Origin of the sequence: Klebsiella sp. CN_Kp104 (assembly GCF_040064515.1) — a bacterium.
GTDB classification, from domain to species: domain Bacteria; phylum Pseudomonadota; class Gammaproteobacteria; order Enterobacterales; family Enterobacteriaceae; genus Klebsiella; species Klebsiella aerogenes.
On sequence record NZ_JBEAII010000002.1, the window covers coordinates 39184 to 59775 of the forward strand.

Consider the following 20592-nt stretch of genomic DNA (forward strand, 5'->3'; position numbering starts at 1 on the left):
CTATCAATACATTGACTTTTATCCGTGCAGGCTTTTCAATACAGGTCTGACATTTCTTACCAGACAAGGTAATGCAAGCATGAATGCTGCTATTTTCCGCTTCTTTTTTTACTTTAGCACCTGAACTCAGGAGGCTAGCGCGTGAAAGAAGAAACGGAAAACAGCGCCAGAAAGCCTCCCCTGTGGAGGCTTTTTTCGTATATAGATTCGGGATATTTATTTCACTAAAACCGGTGTCTGCACCGACATAATGAGGAAAACCATGTCACATCTCGCAGAGCTGGTTGCCAGTGCCAAGGCAGCCATTAACGAGGCATCAGATGTTGCCGCGCTGGACAACGTCCGCGTTGAATATCTGGGTAAAAAAGGGCATCTGACCCTGCAAATGACCACCCTGCGTGAGTTGCCGCCGGAAGAGCGCCCGGCAGCGGGGGCGGTCATTAACGAAGCGAAAGAGCAGGTGCAGCAGGCGCTGAACGCGCGTAAGGCTGAGCTGGAAGGCGCCGCGCTCAATGCCCGTCTGGCGGCAGAGACCATCGACGTCTCGCTGCCGGGTCGCCGCATCGAAAACGGCGGTTTACATCCGGTTACCCGCACCATCGATCGTATCGAAAACTTCTTCGGCGAACTCGGCTTTACCGTGGCGACTGGCCCGGAAATCGAAGATGACTATCATAACTTCGATGCGCTTAACATTCCGGGTCACCATCCGGCGCGCGCCGACCATGATACCTTCTGGTTCGATGCGACCCGTCTGCTGCGTACTCAGACTTCTGGCGTGCAGATCCGCACCATGGAAAACCAGCAGCCGCCAATTCGTATTATCGCGCCGGGCCGCGTCTATCGTAACGATTACGATCAGACCCACACCCCGATGTTCCATCAGATGGAAGGTCTGATTGTTGATAAGAACATCAGCTTCACCAATCTGAAAGGTACCCTGCACGATTTCCTGAATAACTTCTTCGAAGAAGATCTGCAGGTACGCTTCCGTCCGTCCTACTTCCCGTTCACCGAGCCGTCTGCAGAAGTTGACGTGATGGGTAAAAACGGTAAATGGCTGGAAGTACTGGGCTGCGGCATGGTGCACCCGAACGTACTGCGTAACGTCGGCATCGATCCGGAAGTTTACTCCGGCTTCGCCTTCGGCATGGGCATGGAGCGTCTGACCATGCTGCGTTATGGCGTGACCGATTTGCGCGCATTCTTCGAAAACGATCTGCGTTTCCTCAAACAGTTTAAATAAGGGCAGGACAGAACAATGAAATTCAGTGAACTGTGGTTACGCGAATGGGTTAACCCGGCGATCGACAGCGAAGCGCTGTCCGATCAGATTACCATGGCGGGCCTGGAAGTTGACGGCGTTGAGCCGGTGGCCGGTAGCTTCAACGGCGTGGTCGTCGGTGAAGTGGTCGAGTGCGGCCAGCATCCGAATGCTGACAAACTGCGCGTTACTAAAGTCAATGTCGGCGGCGAGCGTCTGCTGGACATCGTCTGCGGCGCGCCAAACTGCCGTCAGGGCCTGAAGGTGGCCGTCGCGACCATTGGCGCCGTACTGCCGGGCGATTTTAAAATTAAAGCGGCGAAACTGCGCGGTGAACCGTCAGAAGGGATGCTGTGCTCTTTCTCCGAGCTGGGTATTTCCGACGATCATAGCGGTATCATCGAACTGCCGGCCGATGCGCCGATTGGTACCGACATTCGCGAATACCTCAAGCTTGACGACAACACCATCGAAATCAGCGTTACGCCAAACCGCGCCGACTGCCTGGGTATTATCGGCGTGGCGCGCGATGTCGCTGTGCTGAACAAAGCGCCGCTGAACGCGCCGGAAATCACTCCGGTTGCCGCGACCATTGACGACGTGCTGCCGATTCAGGTTGAGGCGCCGCAGGCGTGCCCGCGTTATCTGGGCCGCGTGGTGAAAGGCATCAACGTCAAAGCGCCGACCCCGCTGTGGATGAAAGAAAAACTGCGTCGCTGCGGTATCCGTTCTATTGATGCGGTGGTTGACGTGACCAACTACGTGCTGCTTGAACTGGGCCAGCCGATGCATGCCTTTGACCGCGACCGCATTGAAGGCGGTATCGTGGTGCGGATGGCGAAAGAGGGCGAAACGCTGGTGCTGCTGGACGGCTCTGAAGCTAAGCTCGATAGCGATACGCTGGTTATTGCTGACCATAAGAAAGCGCTGGCGATGGGTGGTATCTTCGGCGGCGAACATTCCGGCGTTAACGATGAAACCCAGAACGTGCTGTTGGAATGCGCGTTCTTCAGCCCGCTGTCTATCACCGGTCGCGCGCGCCGTCATGGCCTGCACACCGATGCATCCCATCGCTACGAGCGCGGCGTCGATCCAGCTCTGCAGTATAAAGCGCTGGAGCGTGCGACCCGTCTGCTGATCGACCTGTGCGGCGGTGAAGCCGGCCCGATTATCGATGTAACCAACGAAGAGACGCTGCCAAAACGCGCCACCATCACCCTGCGCCGTAACAAGCTGGATCGCCTGATCGGCCATCATATCGATGACGCGCAGGTCAGCGACATTCTGCAGCGTCTGGGTTGCGAAGTGACCGTTGGTCAGGACCAGTGGCAGGCCGTTGCGCCAAGCTGGCGTTTCGATATGGAGATCGAAGAAGATCTGGTTGAAGAAGTGGCCCGCGTCTACGGCTACAACAACATTCCTGACGAGCCGGTACAGGCGGGTCTGATTATGGGAACCCACCGTGAAGCGGATCTGTCGCTGAAGCGCGTGAAAACGCTGCTGAACGACAAAGGTTATCAGGAAGTGATTACCTACAGCTTCGTTGACCCGAAAGTACAGCAGCTAATCCACGCCGGTGAAGAGGCGCTGATTCTGCCAAGCCCGATCTCCAGCGAAATGTCGGCAATGCGTCTGTCGCTGTGGACCGGTCTGTTGGGCACCGTCGTCTACAACCAGAACCGTCAACAGAGCCGCGTGCGCATCTTTGAGAGCGGTCTGCGCTTCGTGCCGGATACGCAGGCGCCGCTGGGCATTCGTCAGGATGTGATGCTGGCCGGGGTGATTAGCGGTAACCGCTACGAAGAACACTGGAACCTGGCAAAAGAAACCGTCGATTTCTATGATTTAAAAGGCGATCTGGAATCTGTTCTTGATCTGACCGGTAAATTAGCCGATATCGAATTCCGCGCAGAAGCGGCTACCGCACTGCATCCGGGACAATCCGCGGCGATTTATCTGAAAGGTGAACGCATTGGTTTCATTGGGGTTGTTCATCCGGAACTGGAACGTAAACTGGATCTCAACGGCCGCACTCTGGTGTTCGAAATCGAGTGGAACAAGCTTGCAGACCGCGTGGTGCCTCAGGCGCGCGAAATTTCTCGCTTCCCGGCAAACCGTCGCGATATCGCGGTACTGGTCGCGGAAAACGTCCCTGCAGCCGATGTTTTGGCCGAATGTAAGAAAGTTGGCGTAAATCAGGTAGTTGGCGTAAACTTATTTGACGTGTACCGTGGTAAGGGTGTGGCGGAAGGCTTTAAGAGCCTTGCGATTAGCCTGATCCTTCAGGATACCAGCCGTACACTCGAAGAAGAGGAGATTGCCGCTACCGTTGCCAAATGTGTAGAGGCATTAAGAGAGCGATTCCAGGCATCATTGAGGGATTGAACCTATGGCGCTTACAAAAGCTGAAATGTCAGAATATCTGTTTGATAAGCTTGGGCTTAGCAAGCGGGATGCCAAAGAACTGGTAGAGTTGTTTTTCGAAGAGATCCGTCGTGCTCTGGAAAACGGAGAACAGGTAAAACTCTCCGGGTTTGGCAACTTCGATTTGCGTGATAAGAACCAACGCCCGGGACGTAACCCGAAAACGGGGGAAGATATTCCCATTACAGCCCGGCGTGTGGTGACCTTCAGACCCGGACAGAAGTTAAAAAGCCGTGTCGAAAACGCTTCACCCAGAGAGAAATAATCTGGACTGACTAATTAAAAAGGCCGCTATGCGGCCTTTTTTCTTACCTGTTTTATCTTACGCTTTTACGGCGGTGACCATGATTTCCACCAGGATGTCGGGCCGCGCCATCTCGGCCTGAACGGCCGCCCGCGCCGGGCTATGGCCTTCCGGCATCCACGCCACCCAGACCTCATTAAACGCGGCAAAATCGCGTGAGATATCTTTAAGCCAGATCTGTGCGGAAAGGATGTGCTGCTTGTCGCTACCGGCGGCGACCAGCAGGGCGTCGAGCTTCTCCAGTACTTCGCGGGTTTGCAGCGCAATATCATCAGCGCTGCTTTTCGGCGTTTGGCCGGAGAGAAACACCAGGTTGCCGTACTCGACGCTGGCGGAAAGTCGGGGTTGCGGATTATTACGAATAATTGTCATGCGGATTGTTTCCATGTCAGACCATCTAAAGAAATTGCCGGCGCTTCGCCATCGAGGAGTGCTCCCAGTATCACGGCGCTGCCGGCCGCGAGCGTAAAACCAAGGCTACCCTGGCCGAGATTCATCCACAGATTCTGGTATCCGGCGCGCCCCAGCATCGGTGGGCCCGCTGGCGTCGACGGGCGCATACCGGTCCAGGCTTCAGCCTCATCCAGCCCCTGCAGATCGGGGAAGCTGTTCGCGACGATATTTTTCAGCGCCTGAACGCGGCTATCCCGTATTTCTTCACCGTCGTAGCCGATATCCACCATCGCCGCGATGCGTAACCGATCGCCCAGGCGGGCGTAAACGATTTTGTGTCCGTAGTCAGTCACGCTGATATCCGGCGCGATCCCGGCCTCTTTAGGGTAGGGAAGGGTCAGGCTGTATCCCTTCAGCGCGCACAGCGGCACGCGCACGCCCAGATGACCCAGCAGTGGGCCGCTACCGTTGCCGGCGGCGACGACATAATCATCGCCGGTTATTGTACCGCGGCTGGTCTCAAGCGAACTGATACGCCCGTCGCGCTTATTGAGCCGCAGCACCTCGCAGTGGGTGAGCAGGCTGAAGTTGCTGCTGGCATTGAGTTTGTCGAGCAGGGCGAGGCAGAATTTATGGCAGTCTGCCGTTTCATCTCCCGGTGAATAAATCCCGCCTTGTAGCGAATGGCTGATGTGTTTCAGCGCCGGTTCCAGCTGCAGGCAGGCTTCGGCACTCAGGGCATGCTGATACTGGGGATTAATCCCTTTTGCCGCTTTATGAAAGTCGTACTCCCGGCGATGGATAATGAGTTTACCGCTACGCCGCCAGTGAAAATCAGCAAGATTATCTTCATCAAGCCACGACTGCATAACCTGACGGCTGAGCAGTGATAAACGCAAAATATGATCGCCGTTAATTTTGTTGCTTTGGCTATTGCAGGCGCGCAGGAACTGCAACAGCCAGCGCCACTGCTGGAAAGACATTTGCAGGCGCATATTCAGCGGCGAATCGGCTTTGCCCATCCATTTAATCCCCTGCAGGGGGACGCCACGGTCGGCAAGCGGCGCCACGTAGCGGTAGCTTAATTGCCCGCCGTTGGCGAAACTTGTGGCGCTGCCCGGCTCGGCGTTGCGCTCCAGTAGCTGCACCTGGTGTCCGCTCTTAATTAATACCCAGGCGGTGGCCAGCCCTACCACGCCGCCGCCGATAATCACAATGCGTTTTTTCATAACCTGATATATCCACCGCTGATAAATATCTTGCGGTTATGTCAAAGCATTTACCCCAGCGGCGCAATTGACTTTTTATGGTCAGGGTATAACTGCAGGTTAATTTCTTTGAGCTGTTGACGCAGCTGTTTACACAGAAAATCGACAAATTTCTGTGTGATTGGGCTGAGCGAAACATCGGCGCGACGCAGCAGGCAAAGGTTGATTTTCATTGGCGGCGTAATCGGGTGAATCATCTCCGGCGACAGATTATGTCGCGCCGAAAAGATATCGGTGATGCTGCAGCCGATACCGCGCTTCACGAACTCGGTGGCCATGTAGTAGGTCTGTACATTAAGCCGGGTAGTGGAAAAATCACGGCGGGTGGCGATGGCGGCAGAGAGCGAATGCGGCCCCGGCGAGATCCAGCGCTGCTGATCGATCTCTTTGATGTCCACCGCGCCTTGTCGGTAGTCGCGGTCGATATAGACCAGCGGCACTTCGGCAATCAGGGTGGTGATGATCTCCCCCTGCTGGACCGGCTGCAGCGTCAGCGCTAAATCTATTTCGCGCAGATCCAATTTCTTGACCAGCGTCTCAGTATGCTCGGTGGTTAAGGTCATCACCAGATTACTGTTTTGTTGATAAAAATCGGTCACCAGCTCCGGCACCAGGCTTAATCCGAGGCTTGGTAAACAGCCTAAGGTAATTTTGGCGCGCGGATCGCGGGCCAGATTATCCGCCAGCAGGCGCAGGTTATCGAGATCCTGATAAATGCTCTGCGCTTTTTCAAAAAGTGTGAGCGCTTCGCTACTTGGCAGCAGCTTACCCCGTACCCGCTGAAACAGCTTAAAACCGAGCTTAAGCTCGGCGTTTTTTAACGCTTTACTGGCGGCCGGCTGGGAGATATTCAGCGATTCCGCCGCACGTGAAAGAGAGCCGCAAGTCATCACGGCGTAGAAGATTTCCAGATGGCGCAGTTTCATGAACAGTTAACTCAGGGTTATAGCTTGCCGATAAAAAGTCATTTTCTACTAACACTAAATTAACATAAATTTAATCGCCAATCAGCGCTCCGGTTACATATTGTGCTGCTGGTACCGTCTTCAGGCGGTCTTTTACGTTCTCAGAACCATTCCCTTTGTACCCTACAAACCCTCAGGCCATGAAGCCAATAATGATAACGAGGGGGGATATTTTCTGAGCAGGCCCGAATACGCCAACCTGCAATCGCGGTCGGTTCTAATGGCTTTAAGGAGTTATATGAGTGACTCAACGCTCGCTGGCAATACGCTCGCCAGACGAAATATCACAAGAAAAAACGTTATTATTGGCCTGTTATTGGTGCTGTTTGTGTTGACCGCGTGGTGGTGCCATGGCCGCCCGAGTAATGAACTCGGCCTGTTGGGCTTTACGCCATTAGTGGCGTTAGCGGTGCTGTCTCTGGTCGGTGTCGATATTGTGCTGGCGGTGATTTCTTCAATTATTATCGCCATGATAATGACCTCCACCGGGTTGCCGGAAATGGGCACCATGCTGGCGAAATCCACCGGTTCATTTATCGCCACCGTCGGGCTGATTATTATGCTTGGCGCCGGGGTTGGCGAAGTCGCCACCCGTACTGGCGCTGCGGTTGAGTTAGTGAAATTTGTAGTTCACCGCATCGGCCTGTCCAGCCAGACCCGAGTGAAGTTTGGCATTGTGGTGTCCTCGATTTTAATCTGCGGCTCGCTGGGGACGATGGCTGGTGGTAACGCGATTATTGTCGCGGTGATCATCCCGGTGGCGGCAGCGGTACGCCTGACTCCGCCGACGGTGGCCGCGCTGATGATGACCGCCGGCTCCGTGGGATTGTTTACCGGGCCGTTTACCCCCAGCACCGTGACTATCCTGAGCCTCGGCGGATTGAGCTATCCGGATTATCTGCTGTACGTGGGGCTGCCGATGAGCGCGGTGACGCTGCTGGCCGGCTGGGTGATGGCGGGGCGGATCCAGAAGATGACCGAAGGTAAACTGCGCTATGAAGTCGATCTCACGGAGAAGCCAACAGAGGAACTGAGCGCCGCGCAGCTGCGTCGGCGTAAGCTCAGCGCGTTGGCCTTCGCGGCAACGATTATCGTGATGGCGGTCATTGGCGTGGTGATCAAAGCCGGATTCAGCTTTGCGATTATCGTGATGCTGCTGGTGGCCTTGATTACCGGGCTGGTGGGCGGCCTGCGTCCGACGCAGATCCTGCAGGCGCTGTACCACGGTTGTGGCCGTCTGGTGTGGATGTTTATCCTCTACTGGCTGTATAACCCGATCCTGGAGCTGATGGATGGCCTTCATGCCTATCAGGGGCTGCTCGACTATACCCAGCCGCTGCTGGAAGGTATTTCGCCTGCCTGGCTGTGCTTTTGCATCTTCGCTTTCAATATTATTGGCCACGTACCGGGGGCGGCGGTGGCGCAGATGACCTTCACCCACAAAATTTTCGGCCCGATGCTAATGGCCGCCGGCGTGCCGCCGCAGGGGACTACCGCGGTGTTACTGGCCTCTTCGCAGGTCGACTGGTTTGGCCCATTCCCCTCTTCGGATATGTTTGGTCAGATGGGGCTGGCGCAGTCTACCCATCTGAAATATATGCTGTATAACGGCTGGGCGATTGTGGTGGCGAATATCATTCTCTTCGCGTTACTGTTCCAGGTATTGGTGTAAATTCCATTCCCACGCTGGCGTCACGAGGAGCGCTGGCGCCAGCGTGGGAATGACTCTGAGTTTTTCCTTTTCTCCCCGCCATCGCCACCGTAAAATCAATCACCTCGCTCACTTGCCTCCGGGACTTATGCAGACCTTTGCCGATATTCAACAGCGCCATAACCGTCGTTGGCTAACCGCCTTAACGCTGATCCTGCTCGTCACATTGACTATTAGCCTGTGCGCCGGCGACCAATGGATCCCGCCGCAGGAGTGGTTTAGCGCCAAAGGCGAGCTGTTTATCTGGCAAATCCGTCTGCCCCGCACGCTGGCGGTGCTGTTAGTGGGGGCGGCGCTGGCGCTTTCCGGCGCGATCATGCAGGCGCTGTTTGAAAACCCGCTGGCGGAACCGGGACTGTTGGGCGTCTCTAACGGCGCGGGCGTTGGGCTGATTGCCGCCGTGCTGTTAGGCCACGGCGTGTTACCCATGTGGGCGCTGGGGCTGTGCGCCATTGCCGGCGCGCTGCTGATTACCTTTATTCTGCTCCGTTTCGCCCGGCGTCACCTGTCTACCAGCCGTCTGCTGTTGGCGGGCGTGGCGCTCGGCATTATCTGTAGCGCGTTGATGACCTGGGCGGTCTATTTCTCAACCTCTTTTGACCTGCGCCAGCTGATGTACTGGATGATGGGCGGTTTTGGCGGTGTCGACTGGCAGCAGCTGTGGCTGATGCTGGCGCTGCTACCGGTGCTGCTGTGGGTATGCTGGCAATCGCAGCCGCTGAATTTACTGGCGTTGGGCGAAGTCTCGGCGCGTCAGCTCGGCCTGCCGCTGTGGCTATGGCGGAAATTACTGGTGGTGGCCACCGGCTGGCTGGTCGGCGTCAGCGTGGCGCTGGCGGGGGCGATTGGCTTTATTGGTCTGGTGATCCCGCATATTTTGCGCCTGTGCGGCCTGAGCGATCATCGGGTGCTGCTTCCCGCCTGCCTGTTAGCTGGCGCCAGCGCGCTGCTCGGCGCCGATATCATCGCCCGGCTGGCGTTATCGGCGGCGGAATTACCGATCGGCGTGGTGACGGCGACGCTGGGGGCGCCGGTGTTCATCTGGTTGCTGCTGCGTTCAGGGCGACGGGGGTAGGGAGACGCCGTCAGCATGGACGGCGTCGGGGGACGCTTACCAGCCTTTGATGGCATCGCCTTTATAGACTTCCTGCGCTTTATCGGCGACTTCCCTGGTCTGGAAGGCCTCTTTCAGCTCCTGAATTTTCTTGCTGTCTTTATTATCTTCGCGCGCCACAATCGCATTGACATAAGGTGAATCCGGGCCTTCCATAAACAGACCATCGCGGGCGGCGGATAAACCGACCTGCGCCGAGAAATTAGTGTTGATGATGGCCAGCGTTACGTTCGGGTCGTCGAGCGTACGGGTCAGCTGCGGAGTATCGACTTCAACAATCTTCAGATGTTTCGGGTTATCAATGATATCCAGCGTAGTGGGCAGATAGCCTACGCCGTCTTTCAACTTGATTAATCCTTGTGCCTGTAACAGCAGCAGGCTGCGGCCAAGCGTGGTGGTTTCGTTAGAAATAGAGACGGTCGCGCCGTCAGGCAGTTCGCTGATATTTTTGATTTTGCGCGAATAGGCGGCAATCGGGAAGACGAATGTTTTACCGACGATGGCGAATTTATAGCCGCGCTCTTTCGACTGCGCTTCGAGATAAGGCAGCGTCTGGAAAGCGTTAGCGTCGACATCCTTATTATTTAACGCTTCATTCGGCAGGACGTAATCATTGAAAGAGATAACCTCAACGTCGAGGTTATATTTATCTTTTGCTACCTGCTCTACGACTTTCCAGATAGCTTCATCCGGGCCGGTATTGATCGCGACTTTAACCTTATTGTTATCGTCCGGAGAGCAGGCGGATAACAGCGCCACCGATGTGGCGATTAACACCGAGCTTAACAACTTCTTCATCTCTAAAAACTCTCTTAAATTAACAAGTAACGAAACACTATTACATACTTTTCACACTGTACACTGATTTGTCCGCTGCGGATATTGAGAGGAATTCATGTTGCCGTTGGCAAGCGCAGCGCTGTCACATCAAGCGACATTTGCCCGCGAATCAAAGTAGAATCAAGCGCGTTGAATCCGCTACAGTAGATAGGGATCTTCTTAACCTGCATTATTGACTGAGGGAAGGCTATGCAACACGACATTCTTAATACCGAAGTGACGACCATTGATGGCGAAAAAACCACCCTGGCAGCGTATGCCGGAAAGGTGCTGCTGATCGTCAACGTGGCCTCAAAATGCGGCCTCACGCCGCAGTATGAGCAACTGGAAGCGCTGCAAGAAGAGTTTGCCCCGCAGGGATTTAGCGTCCTTGGCTTCCCATGTAACCAGTTTCTCGGCCAGGAGCCGGGCAGCGAAGAAGAAATTAAAACGTTCTGCAGCATGACCTACGGCGTCACCTTCCCGCTGTTCAGTAAAATTGACGTCAACGGCGAACATCGCGCGCCGTTGTATCAAAAATTGATTGCCGCCGCCCCGAAGGCCGTCGCACCGGAAGGGAGCGGGTTTTATGAGCGGATGGCCAGTAAAGGGCGCGCACCGCTGTACGTTGATGACATCCTGTGGAACTTTGAAAAATTCCTCGTTGGCCGCGATGGTCAGGTGATTCAGCGTTTCTCGCCGGATATGACGCCGGACGATCCGCAACTGCTGGCTGCGGTAAAAGGAGCATTAGCGCAATAATGCCGTTTTTGATGCAGCTACAGGATGTAGCGGAAGCGGGGCGGCTGTCGCCGTTTACCGCTGACGTGCGGCCCGGTGAGATAATCCATCTCGTGGGGCCGAATGGTGCCGGCAAAAGTACCCTGCTGGCGCGCATGGCCGGGCTGACCAGCGGTCCCGGTTTGATTACGCTTAACCAGCGGGCGCTGGCTCAGTGGCCCGCAGCGGAGCTTGCCCGGCATCGCGCCTATCTGAGCCAGCAGCAGCTCCCGCCCTTCGCGATGCCGGTGTGGCACTATCTGTCGTTACATATGCAGGATAGCGCCCCGCAGGAGTTGCTCAACGAGATTGCCGGGCAACTGGGCTTAAGCGATAAGCTGGGGCGCCAGGTCAACCAGATCTCCGGCGGCGAGTGGCAGCGGGTGCGTCTGGCGGCGGTGATCCTGCAGATTCACCGGCGCGCGAATCCAGCCGGGCAGCTGTTGTTATTGGATGAACCAATGAACAGCCTTGATGTGGCGCAGCAGGCGGCGCTGGATAACGTGCTGGCGTCGCTGTGCGCGCTGGGGATCGCTATCGTGATGAGCAGCCACGATCTCAACCATACATTGCGTCATGCGCAGAGGGCGTGGCTCATTTGTGAGGGGCAGATGATTGCCTGCGGGGAAACGTATGAGGTGTTAAGTGAAGAGAATTTGACCGCCGCTTATCATATCGCTTTCCAGCGGGTGGAAGTCGCGGGTCATCTTATGCTCGTGGCGTCACAGTAGCGGGTAAGGATCTTGCCTGTAAGCCGCTAAACAGGCTAAATTATTGCAATAACAGGACAGGGAACAGAGGAATCGTCTGAGATGCGTGTGTGGTTCATTCTAATTGCGGCGATGGTGCTGGCAGGCTGTAGCAGCCACCGCGCGCCGCCGCCGAATCCACGGCTGGCTGATTCCATTACCGTGGTAGCCAATCTCAATGAGCAATTGCGCAACTGGCGCGGCGCGCCGTACCGCTATGGCGGCATGACGCCACGCGGCGTCGACTGCTCGGGCTTTGTGGTACGCACGTTCCGTGACAAATTCGCCATGCAGCTGCCGCGGGAAACTCGCGAGCAGGCGGAAATCGGCACCCGAATTGATAAAAGCGATCTGTTGCCCGGCGACCTGGTGTTCTTCAAAACCGGCTCCGGCGAAAGCGGCCTGCACGTCGGTATCTATGATACCGACAATCAATTTATTCACGCCTCCACCAGTCAGGGCGTAACCCGCTCGTCGCTGGACAACGTCTACTGGAATAAGAAATTCTGGCAGGCGAGGCGCATTTAACCCGCATCTGGCGAGAAAAGGGAGCGAGAGCTCCCTTTTTTAATTGCCATAACCCTGCAGTTCGCCCGTGTTAATCCCCTGTTGAAGGCACTACACTGGCGGCAGGAGGAACCATGACCCTGTCTTTTACTACTCACTGGCGCGATCGGCTGCCGGGTTTTTACACTTCACTGGCGCCCACGCCGCTGGATAACGCGCGTCTCATCTGGCGCAACACCGTGCTGGCGCAAACGCTGGGCGTCCCGGAGACGTTATTTAATCCGCAACATGGGGCGGGCGTCTGGGGAGGCGAGGCGGTGCTGCCGGGAATGTCGCCGCTGGCGCAGGTCTACAGCGGCCATCAGTTCGGCGCCTGGGCCGGTCAGCTTGGCGACGGGCGCGGAATTCTGCTTGGCGAGCAGCAGTTGCCGGATGGTCAACGTTTTGACTGGCATCTTAAAGGCGCCGGTCTGACGCCCTATTCGCGAATGGGCGATGGCCGGGCGGTACTGCGCTCGACTATCCGCGAAAGCCTTGCCAGCGAAGCAATGCATGCGCTGGGGATCCCAACCACCCGCGCGCTGGCGATGGTGACCAGCGACACGCCGGTTTACCGCGAACGCGAAGAACGCGGCACCATGCTGATGCGCATCGCCGAAAGCCACGTCCGCTTTGGCCATTTCGAACATTTTTACTATCGTCGCGAAGCGGAAAAAGTTCAGCAGCTGGCAGATTATGTGATTGAACACCACTGGCCGCAGCTGCAGCAGGAGGCGGATAAGTATATTCTTTGGTTTCGTGACGTTGTCACGCGTACCGCTGAAATGATCGCCAGCTGGCAGACCGTTGGCTTTGCCCACGGGGTGATGAATACCGACAATATGTCGATTCTTGGCCTGACCATGGATTATGGTCCGTATGGCTTCCTCGATGATTTCCAACCCGGTTTTATCTGTAACCACTCTGATTACCAGGGGCGCTACAGCTTTGATAACCAACCGGCGGTAGGGTTGTGGAACCTGCAGCGTCTGGCCCAGTCGCTCTCGCCGTTCATCAGCGCCGACGCGCTGAACGCGGCGCTGGATGACTATCAGCATGCCTTGTTGACTACCTACGGCCGCCGCATGCGCGACAAACTCGGCTTCTATACTCAGCAAACCGGTGATAACACTCTGCTTGATGGACTGTTCAGCCTGATGGAGCGTGAAGGGAGTGACTACACCCGTACCTTCCGGATGCTGAGCCAAAGCGAGCAGCACAGCGCGGCATCGCCGCTGCGTGATGAGTTTATCGACCGCGCGGCCTTTGATAGCTGGTTTGCCGACTACCGGGCGCGGCTGCGCGATGAACAGATCGACGATAGCGAACGCCAGCAGCGGATGCAGGGCGTCAACCCGGCGGTGGTGCTACGCAACTGGCTGGCGCAGCGGGCGATAGAAAAAGCCGAAGATGGCGACATGGGCGAGCTGGAACGTCTGCATGAAGCCCTCGCGCAGCCGTTCGCCGATCGTACAGATGATTATGCCAGCCGCCCGCCTGATTGGGGTAAACATCTGGAAGTGAGCTGCTCCAGTTAACCGTAAAGCCTCGCCATCGCGCGGGGTTTTATTTGGTCAAAATTAGCTTACCGGCGTGGGTCTGGCGCAGCAGATAGCGCTGGCCGTCATGTTCGATCACCACGCGACCTTCCGCACCCAACAGCGTCCGGCTGCTGATTTGGCGATCGCTGGCAAGGGGATAGGGAGCATTGTCTTTCGTTTTCTCAGCTGTGGCAGTGTTATCCATACGCGTCATAGCACCAAAATAAAAATAAAAGCAACAATGATAATCATTATCAGTAATGTTAATTTTCACGGCAAGCCTTTTTTGTTGTGGCTTACCATTTCAGGTAGTTATTGCGCAGAGGATGAACGGCGAGCGGTGAAATCCCGCCGCGAGCGCGGCGGGGGGAGGGATTACAACCGTGTAGCGGTGGCTGCAGCCAGTTCAGCGAGCATTTTTTCGCTATCTTCCCAGCTCAGGCACGGGTCGGTAATCGACTGGCCCCAGATCAGCGGCTGACCGGGGATCACTTTTTGCGTCCCTTCGGCGAGGAAGCTCTCCGCCATGATCCCGGCAATGGCGGTGGAGCCCTCGCGGATCTGCTGGCAGATATTGGCGCACACTTCCAGTTGACGGCGATGCTGCTTCTGACAATTGCCATGGCTGAAGTCGACGACCAGTTGCTCAGGGAGATCGAATTCCCGTAGCGCTTCGCCGGCGGCGGCGATATCCGCAGCATGATAATTTGGCCGTTTACCGCCGCGCATAATGATATGGCCGTACGGGTTACCGCTGGTCTGGTAGATAGTCATCTGGCCCTGTTTATCCGGTGACAGGAACATATGGCTGGCGCGCGAGGCGCGTATCGCGTCGACCGCGATACGGGTGTTGCCGTCGGTTCCGTTTTTAAAACCAACCGGGCAGGAGAGCGCCGAGGCCATCTCGCGGTGGATTTGGCTTTCGGTGGTGCGCGCGCCGATGGCGCCCCAGCTAATCAGATCGGCGATAAACTGCCCGGTCACCATATCCAGGAATTCGGTGGCGGTTGGGATACCCAGCTCGTTGATCTGCAGCAGCAGACGACGCGCCAGTTCGATACCGTGATTGACCCGGTAGCTGCCGTTGAGATCGGGGTCGGAAATAAGACCTTTCCAGCCCACGACGGTGCGCGGTTTTTCGAAATAGGTGCGCATGACAATTTCCAGCTGCGGCTGGTAACGTTCGCGCATGCCCTGCAGGCGGCGCGCATATTCCAGCGCCGCTTCAGGGTCGTGAATGGAGCAGGGGCCGATAATTACCAGCAGGCGGCGGTCTTCGCCGTTGAGGATTTTTTCAATCCGCCGGCGGGAGGCGGAGACGTGGGCGGCAACCTCGGCCGACACGGGATGGCGCTGCGCCAGTTCCGCGGGCGTTACCAAGCTTTCAATGCGCGCGGTACGCAATTCGTCTGTTTTATTCATTGGGGTCTCAAAAATCTGTTTCTTCCGCGGCGAAAATGCCGGGAAGTGATGCGCATCACGATAAACCAATCCCTGCTTATTGCAAGAGCAGGGCATGATCCTGTATAGGCCACGAGCGATAGCATAAACAAATTTTCAATAATGTACTAGTGTATTAGTACATCCTGCGATTCAGCCCCATGATATCCATGATTTTGGTGGCAATTTCCTCTACCGAATAGTTGGTGCTGTTGAGGCAGGGGATCTTGTTTTTGCGGTACAACGCTTCGACTTCGGTCACTTCCATGCGGCACTGGCGCAACGAGGCGTAGCGGCTATTTTCCCGGCGCTCTTCGCGGATTGCCGCCAGTCGCTCCGGGTTAATCGTCAGGCCGAACATCTTGTGCTGCAGCGGCTTTAACGAGGCCGGGAGAACCAGATTGTCCATATCGTCGGCGATAAAAGGGTAGTTAGCGGCGCGAATACCGTATTGCATGGCCAGATACAGGCTGGTCGGCGTTTTGCCGCAGCGCGAAACGCCAAGCAGGATCACCTGCGCCTGATCGAGATTGCGCAGCGAGATGCCATCATCGTGGGCAAGCGTGTAATCGATGGCGGCGATACGCGCATCGTATTTAATCAGGTTACCGGGATTCAGGCCATGGGTGCGGTGAGCCACCGGCGTGGGATCCAGATGTAATTCTTGCTGCAGTGGGGCGACCAGCGCCTGCACGATATCCTGACAAAAACCCTCGCTTTGCAAAATTATGTCGCGAATTTCGGGGATAACGATGGAATAGAAGACCAGCGGCCGGATGCCGGTTTGTTGAAAAATGGCATCGATTTGCTCTTTTACCGCCCGGGCGCGACTGACATTTTCGACGAACGGCAGGGTTACGCTACTGATAGCCACCGGGAATTGCGACATTACCGCATGGCCTAAAACTTCCGCCGTAATAGCGGTACCGTCAGAAATATAAAATACGTGGCGATCTACAGCACTGTCCATTTTGACCATCCGGTATAATTATCTAAAAGCAGAGTAAATTTAAGCACAGAGCTTTAACCTTTGTCTCACTTAAAAAAATGAAACGCTATTTTTGTTTTTAATGAAATGGCAGGTCCAGTTTCTGATTTTGCCCATTATTTGTATCAAATATCAATAGAGTTCATTTTAATCATAGAGTTAGACAATTCTGGAAAACAATCCGAAAAACAGAAAATTAATTTGCTTGAACGATTCACCGTTTTTTTCAGCGGCATAAATATGTCAGGATGAATACCGTAGTCGATCGTGTGTTTTCTATAATTTGTATTAAATCACAAAAGGATTGTCTCGATGTCCAACAATGGCTCGTCACCGCTGGTGCTTTGGTATAACCAACTCGGCATGAATGATGTAGACAGAGTTGGGGGCAAAAATGCCTCCCTTGGTGAAATGATTACTAACCTGTCCGGTATGGGTGTCTCCGTACCAAACGGGTTCGCCACCACCGCTGATGCTTTCGATCAGTTCCTGGACCAAAGCGGTGTTAACCAGCGCATTTATGCACTGCTGGATGAAACCGACATTGACGACGTTTCCGCATTAGCGAAAGCGGGCGCGCAGATCCGTCAGTGGATCATCGACACCCCCTTCCAGAGCGAACTGGAAAACGCGATTCGCGAAGCTTATGACCAGCTGTCCGCCGATGACGCCGAGGCCTCGTTTGCCGTGCGCTCTTCCGCGACGGCGGAAGATATGCCGGATGCTTCCTTCGCCGGTCAGCAAGAGACATTCCTCAACGTGCAGGGCTTTGACGCCGTGCTCGTTGCCGTGAAGCACGTATTCGCTTCACTGTTTAACGATCGCGCGATCTCCTATCGCGTGCATCAGGGTTACGATCACCGCGGCGTGGCGCTATCCGCCGGGGTGCAGAGGATGGTGCGCTCCGACCTGGCCTCCTCCGGCGTGATGTTCTCCATCGATACCGAGTCCGGTTTCGACCAGGTGGTGTTTATCACCTCTGCGTGGGGGCTTGGCGAGATGGTGGTGCAGGGCGCGGTGAACCCCGACGAATTTTACGTCCATAAACCGACCCTGGCGGCTAATCGCCCGGCTATCGTGCGCCGTACCATGGGGTCGAAAAAAATCCGCATGGTTTATGCGCCGACTCAGGAACACGGCAAGCAGGTGCGGATTGAAGATGTGCCCCAGGCGCAGCGCGATGTTTTCTCGTTAACCAACGAGGAAGTGGAAGAGCTGGCGAAGCAGGCGGTGCAGATCGAGAAGCACTACGGTCGCCCGATGGATATCGAGTGGGCGAAAGATGGCCATACCGGTAAGCTGTTTATCGTCCAGGCGCGTCCGGAAACGGTCCGTTCGCGCGGTCAGGTGATGGAGCGTTATACGCTGCATGCCCAGGGGCAGATCATCGCCGAAGGTCGAGCTATCGGCCACCGTATCGGCGCCGGCCCGGTCAAGGTTATCCACGATATCAGTGAGATGAACCGCATTGAGCCTGGCGACGTGCTGGTCACCGACATGACCGACCCGGATTGGGAACCGATCATGAAGAAAGCCTCGGCAATCGTCACCAACCGCGGCGGGCGTACCTGCCACGCGGCGATTATCGCCCGTGAGCTGGGCATCCCGGCGGTGGTCGGCTGCGGCGATGCGACCGATCGCATCCAGGAAAACCAGAACGTCACCGTTTCCTGCGCTGAAGGCGACACCGGCTATGTCTACGCGGAGCTACTGGACTTCAGCGTGAAGAGCTCAAGCGTTGGCGAGATGCCGAATCTGCCGCTGAAAGTGATGATGAACGTCGGCAACCCGGATCGCGCCTTTGACTTCGCCTGCCTGCCGAATGAAGGCGTGGGCCTGGCGCGTCTGGAATTCATCATCAACCGCATGATTGGCGTTCACCCGCGTGCGCTGCTGGAGTTTGACGACCAGGAGCCGGGCCTGCAGAACGAAATCCGCGAGCTGATGAAAGGCTACGACTCACCGAGAGAGTTCTACGTTGGCCGCCTGACCGAAGGGATCGCTACCCTTGGCGCCGCCTTCTACCCGAAACGGGTGATCGTGCGTTTGTCCGACTTCAAATCTAACGAGTACGCCAACCTGGTGGGCGGCGAGCGTTACGAGCCGGAAGAAGAGAACCCGATGCTCGGATTCCGCGGCGCCGGACGCTACGTTTCAGAAAGCTTCCGCGATTGCTTCGCGCTGGAGTGTGAAGCCATGAAACGCGTGCGTAACGACATGGGCCTGACCAACGTGGAAGTGATGGTGCCATTCGTACGTACCGTGGCGCAGGCGAAAGCGGTGGTTGAAGAGCTGGAACGTCAGGGACTGAAGCGCGGCGAGAACGGGCTGAAGATCATCATGATGTGCGAAATCCCGTCGAACGCGCTGCTGGCGGAGCAGTTCCTCGAGTACTTCGATGGCTTCTCGATTGGCTCGAACGACATGACGCAGCTGGCGCTGGGCCTCGATCGCGACTCCGGCGTCGTGTCTGAGCTGTTTGATGAACGCAACGACGCAGTGAAAGCGCTGCTGTCGATGGCCATCCGCGCGGCGAAAAAACAGGGCAAATACGTGGGCATCTGCGGCCAGGGGCCGTCCGACCACGAAGACTTTGCCGCCTGGCTGATGGAAGAGGGGATCGATAGCCTGTCCCTGAACCCGGATACCGTGGTGCAAACCTGGTTAGGTCTGGCTGAACTGAATAAATAAGTTCAACGCGGATGGCCCAATCCCTGGCAGAGATGCCGGGGATTTTTTTTGCCTTCAGCAACGTTTCGCGATGGTTGGTTTTGACGTAAAAAAAAGCCCATCGTGGGAGATGGGCAAAGACTACACACAGCAATTCGTTGTTTCACTCAGGGGATTTCCATGCTTATAAATCAATATCTTGATCTATAACCGTGGGCTAATAGTAGGCATCAGGGCTGTTGGCGTCGATCGGATTCTTCTCAATAGTTAAATCAGTGTGAAGAATATGAGAGGTAAATATCGAGCTGGAACATGAATATGCCGGAAGTGGCGGGGGATTGATAAATTTAGCTTAAGTTTAAGGCGGGTTTCCCCGCCTTTCGGTTACTTTTCGCTTTTGTTATGGCTGGCATTAAGCTCGGCGAGCTCCGCCAGAACCAGATCCGGGTCTAGCGGCGGTGGCGGCACTTCCTGCACCCAGGCGTCGTAAAGACGCCAGGAGACGGCCAGCAGCACCGGACCGATAAACAGGCCAATCATCCCGAAGGCGATCAGGCCGCCGATAACGCCGGAGAGGATCAGAATCATCGGCAGGTCGGCGCCCATGCGAATCAGTACCGGGCGAATCACGTTATCCATCGTACCCACCACGCAGCTCCACACCAGCAGCACCGTGCCCCAGGTCGTATCGCCGGTCCAGTATAGCCAGATAATTGAAGGGACCAGCACGATAAGCGGCCCCAGCTGTACCAGACAGGTGAAAATCATCACCACGGTCAACAGCGCGGCGTAAGGCACGCCGCTTATCGCCAGCCCGATACCGCCGAGCACCGCCTGCGCCAGCGCGGTGACAACCACGCCCAGCGCTACGGCGCGTACCGCCTGTCCGGCGAGGACCACCGCAGCATCGCCACGCTTTGAGGCCAGACGGGTCGCGAAGTAGCGGAAACCATAGGCGACGCGCTCGCCGCGCCAGTAAAGCAGGGCGCTGAACAACAGCATCAGTCCGCAGTAAACCAGAAGTTTACCAATGTGCGCCGCCTGGCCGACAAACCAGGTGGTGGTGGCGCCAATATAAGGGCGAACCTTAGCCATAATCGCCGCGCCGCCCATCTCCAGTAGGCTATGCCAGGCGGAATAGAGTTTATCGCCGATCAGCGGAATCGAGTTCAGCCAGGCGAAATCCGGCAGCGTTACCTGGCCGGTGCTGACGATTTTGATCAGCGGGGCGCTATTATCGACCAGGCTATTCACCAATAAGGCGATAGGAATAACGAACAGCAAAAACAGCAGCAGCGTCATCACCAGCACCGCCAGCGAGCGCTTGCCAAACAGCAGCTTTTGCAGACGCAGCAGCACCGGCCAGGTGGCGATGACCACGGTACCGGCCCAGGCAAAAGAGAGAATAAATGGTTGCACAACCCACAGGCAGGAAATAATTATCAGGGACAAAAACAGCACCGACAGCAGAATTTGCGGTATGTCCCGGGGCTGATGTTGGTTAATCATAGAGAAAATTTACCTTTCCAGTCGCGTCTCAATGCTGACGCAGCGTAATTCCATGTACAGATAATAATATCAATAATTTCGCGCGCCTGATTTTGCCCGTAAATCTC

General features: G+C 56.0%; 20 protein-coding genes, 1 other RNA gene and 1 other annotated feature. Of the genes, 11 read left to right on the top strand and 10 right to left on the bottom strand.

The window, feature by feature from the left end; all coding sequences use genetic code 11:
* Window positions 1-74 precede the first annotated feature (74 nt).
* Window positions 75-199 (top strand) — a sequence feature (Phe leader region).
* The 4 genes from pheM to ihfA all read left to right on the top strand — a co-directional run bounded on the left by pheM (window position 80) and on the right by ihfA (window position 3953).
* On the top strand, window positions 80-124 hold the full coding sequence (gene pheM, locus ABLU80_RS02130) for a pheST operon leader peptide PheM (RefSeq protein ID WP_001386830.1): 45 nt from the start codon (window positions 80-82) through the stop codon (window positions 122-124). It overlaps the preceding feature by 45 nt.
* Before the next feature lie 63 nt (window positions 200-262).
* Window positions 263-1246, top strand: coding sequence for a phenylalanine--tRNA ligase subunit alpha (gene pheS, locus ABLU80_RS02135; protein ID WP_015367044.1), 984 nt, complete (start codon window positions 263-265; stop codon window positions 1244-1246).
* Window positions 1247-1261: 15 nt separating this feature from the next.
* Entirely contained in the window at window positions 1262-3649 is a 2388-nt protein-coding gene (gene pheT / locus ABLU80_RS02140; protein ID WP_285177119.1) for a phenylalanine--tRNA ligase subunit beta, read from the top strand.
* Between the two features lie 4 nt (window positions 3650-3653).
* Window positions 3654-3953, top strand: coding sequence for an integration host factor subunit alpha (gene ihfA, locus ABLU80_RS02145; protein ID WP_015367042.1), 300 nt, complete (start codon window positions 3654-3656; stop codon window positions 3951-3953).
* A gap of 57 nt (window positions 3954-4010) precedes the next feature.
* On the opposite strand, the gene ABLU80_RS02150 is transcribed toward ihfA, so the two are convergent.
* From ABLU80_RS02150 to ABLU80_RS02160, 3 genes are read right to left on the bottom strand one after another with little or no spacing between them, the layout of a single operon-like run.
* Window positions 4011-4364, bottom strand: coding sequence for a RidA family protein (locus ABLU80_RS02150; protein WP_015705113.1), 354 nt, complete (start codon window positions 4362-4364; stop codon window positions 4011-4013).
* The gene (locus ABLU80_RS02155) at window positions 4361-5626 is read right to left on the bottom strand and encodes a D-amino acid dehydrogenase (protein ID WP_323128502.1); all 1266 of its coding nucleotides are present in this window, start codon (window positions 5624-5626) and stop codon (window positions 4361-4363) included. The genes ABLU80_RS02150 and ABLU80_RS02155 overlap by 4 nt, the downstream gene beginning before the upstream one ends.
* 38 nt (window positions 5627-5664) lie before the next feature.
* The gene (locus ABLU80_RS02160) at window positions 5665-6579 is read right to left on the bottom strand and encodes a LysR family transcriptional regulator (protein WP_015705115.1); all 915 of its coding nucleotides are present in this window, start codon (window positions 6577-6579) and stop codon (window positions 5665-5667) included.
* Between the two features lie 277 nt (window positions 6580-6856).
* On the opposite strand from ABLU80_RS02160, the gene ABLU80_RS02165 reads away from it, so the two are divergent.
* Together ABLU80_RS02165 and btuC are read left to right on the top strand one after the other, a co-directional pair.
* Complete coding sequence (locus tag ABLU80_RS02165; RefSeq protein WP_032714316.1) at window positions 6857-8290, top strand: gluconate:proton symporter; 1434 nt, start codon at window positions 6857-6859, stop codon at window positions 8288-8290.
* A gap of 127 nt (window positions 8291-8417) precedes the next feature.
* Window positions 8418-9404, top strand: a complete 987-nt coding sequence (gene btuC, locus ABLU80_RS02170; protein ID WP_015367036.1) for a vitamin B12 ABC transporter permease BtuC — start codon at window positions 8418-8420, stop codon at window positions 9402-9404.
* Between the two features lie 36 nt (window positions 9405-9440).
* On the opposite strand, the gene ABLU80_RS02175 is transcribed toward btuC, so the two are convergent.
* Window positions 9441-10241, bottom strand: a complete 801-nt coding sequence (locus tag ABLU80_RS02175; RefSeq protein WP_015367035.1) for a MetQ/NlpA family lipoprotein — start codon at window positions 10239-10241, stop codon at window positions 9441-9443.
* Between the two features lie 231 nt (window positions 10242-10472).
* Between ABLU80_RS02175 and ABLU80_RS02180 the strand changes: the two genes are divergently transcribed.
* The 4 genes from ABLU80_RS02180 to selO all read left to right on the top strand — a co-directional run bounded on the left by ABLU80_RS02180 (window position 10473) and on the right by selO (window position 13875).
* Window positions 10473-11024 (top strand): glutathione peroxidase, encoded by a 552-nt coding sequence (locus ABLU80_RS02180; RefSeq protein WP_015367033.1) that lies wholly within the window; start codon window positions 10473-10475, stop codon window positions 11022-11024.
* Entirely contained in the window at window positions 11024-11773 is a 750-nt protein-coding gene (gene btuD / locus ABLU80_RS02185) for a vitamin B12 ABC transporter ATP-binding protein BtuD (protein ID WP_047063615.1), read from the top strand. Before ABLU80_RS02180 ends, btuD begins: the two co-directional genes overlap by 1 nt.
* Window positions 11774-11854: 81 nt before the next feature.
* Complete coding sequence (locus tag ABLU80_RS02190) at window positions 11855-12319, top strand: NlpC/P60 family protein (RefSeq protein WP_015367031.1); 465 nt, start codon at window positions 11855-11857, stop codon at window positions 12317-12319.
* A gap of 113 nt (window positions 12320-12432) precedes the next feature.
* Entirely contained in the window at window positions 12433-13875 is a 1443-nt protein-coding gene (gene selO / locus ABLU80_RS02195; RefSeq protein ID WP_047063614.1) for a protein adenylyltransferase SelO, read from the top strand.
* 28 nt (window positions 13876-13903) lie between these two features.
* On the opposite strand, the gene hemP is transcribed toward selO, so the two are convergent.
* From hemP to ABLU80_RS02215, 4 genes are all read right to left on the bottom strand, one after another.
* A complete protein-coding gene (gene hemP / locus ABLU80_RS02200; protein WP_026612342.1) occupies window positions 13904-14083 on the bottom strand; it encodes a hemin uptake protein HemP in 180 nt (59 codons plus the stop codon).
* A 170-nt stretch (window positions 14084-14253) separates the two neighbouring features.
* Window positions 14254-15300, bottom strand: coding sequence for a 3-deoxy-7-phosphoheptulonate synthase (locus ABLU80_RS02205; RefSeq protein ID WP_015705122.1), 1047 nt, complete (start codon window positions 15298-15300; stop codon window positions 14254-14256).
* 154 nt (window positions 15301-15454) lie between these two features.
* Entirely contained in the window at window positions 15455-16288 is an 834-nt protein-coding gene (locus ABLU80_RS02210; RefSeq protein WP_015367027.1) for a pyruvate, water dikinase regulatory protein, read from the bottom strand.
* Window positions 16289-16431: 143 nt separating this feature from the next.
* A complete protein-coding gene (locus ABLU80_RS02215) occupies window positions 16432-16542 on the bottom strand; it encodes a hypothetical protein (RefSeq protein ID WP_015705123.1) in 111 nt (36 codons plus the stop codon).
* 76 nt (window positions 16543-16618) lie between these two features.
* On the opposite strand from ABLU80_RS02215, the gene ppsA reads away from it, so the two are divergent.
* Entirely contained in the window at window positions 16619-18997 is a 2379-nt protein-coding gene (ppsA, locus tag ABLU80_RS02220) for a phosphoenolpyruvate synthase (protein ID WP_047040907.1), read from the top strand.
* A gap of 85 nt (window positions 18998-19082) precedes the next feature.
* Here ppsA and rprA read toward each other — a convergent pair.
* Window positions 19083-19190, bottom strand: an RNA gene (gene rprA / locus ABLU80_RS02225) — antisense sRNA RprA.
* A 170-nt stretch (window positions 19191-19360) separates the two neighbouring features.
* Entirely contained in the window at window positions 19361-20485 is a 1125-nt protein-coding gene (ydiK, locus tag ABLU80_RS02230; RefSeq protein ID WP_015367025.1) for an AI-2E family transporter YdiK, read from the bottom strand.
* Window positions 20486-20592: the final 107 nt, after the last annotated feature.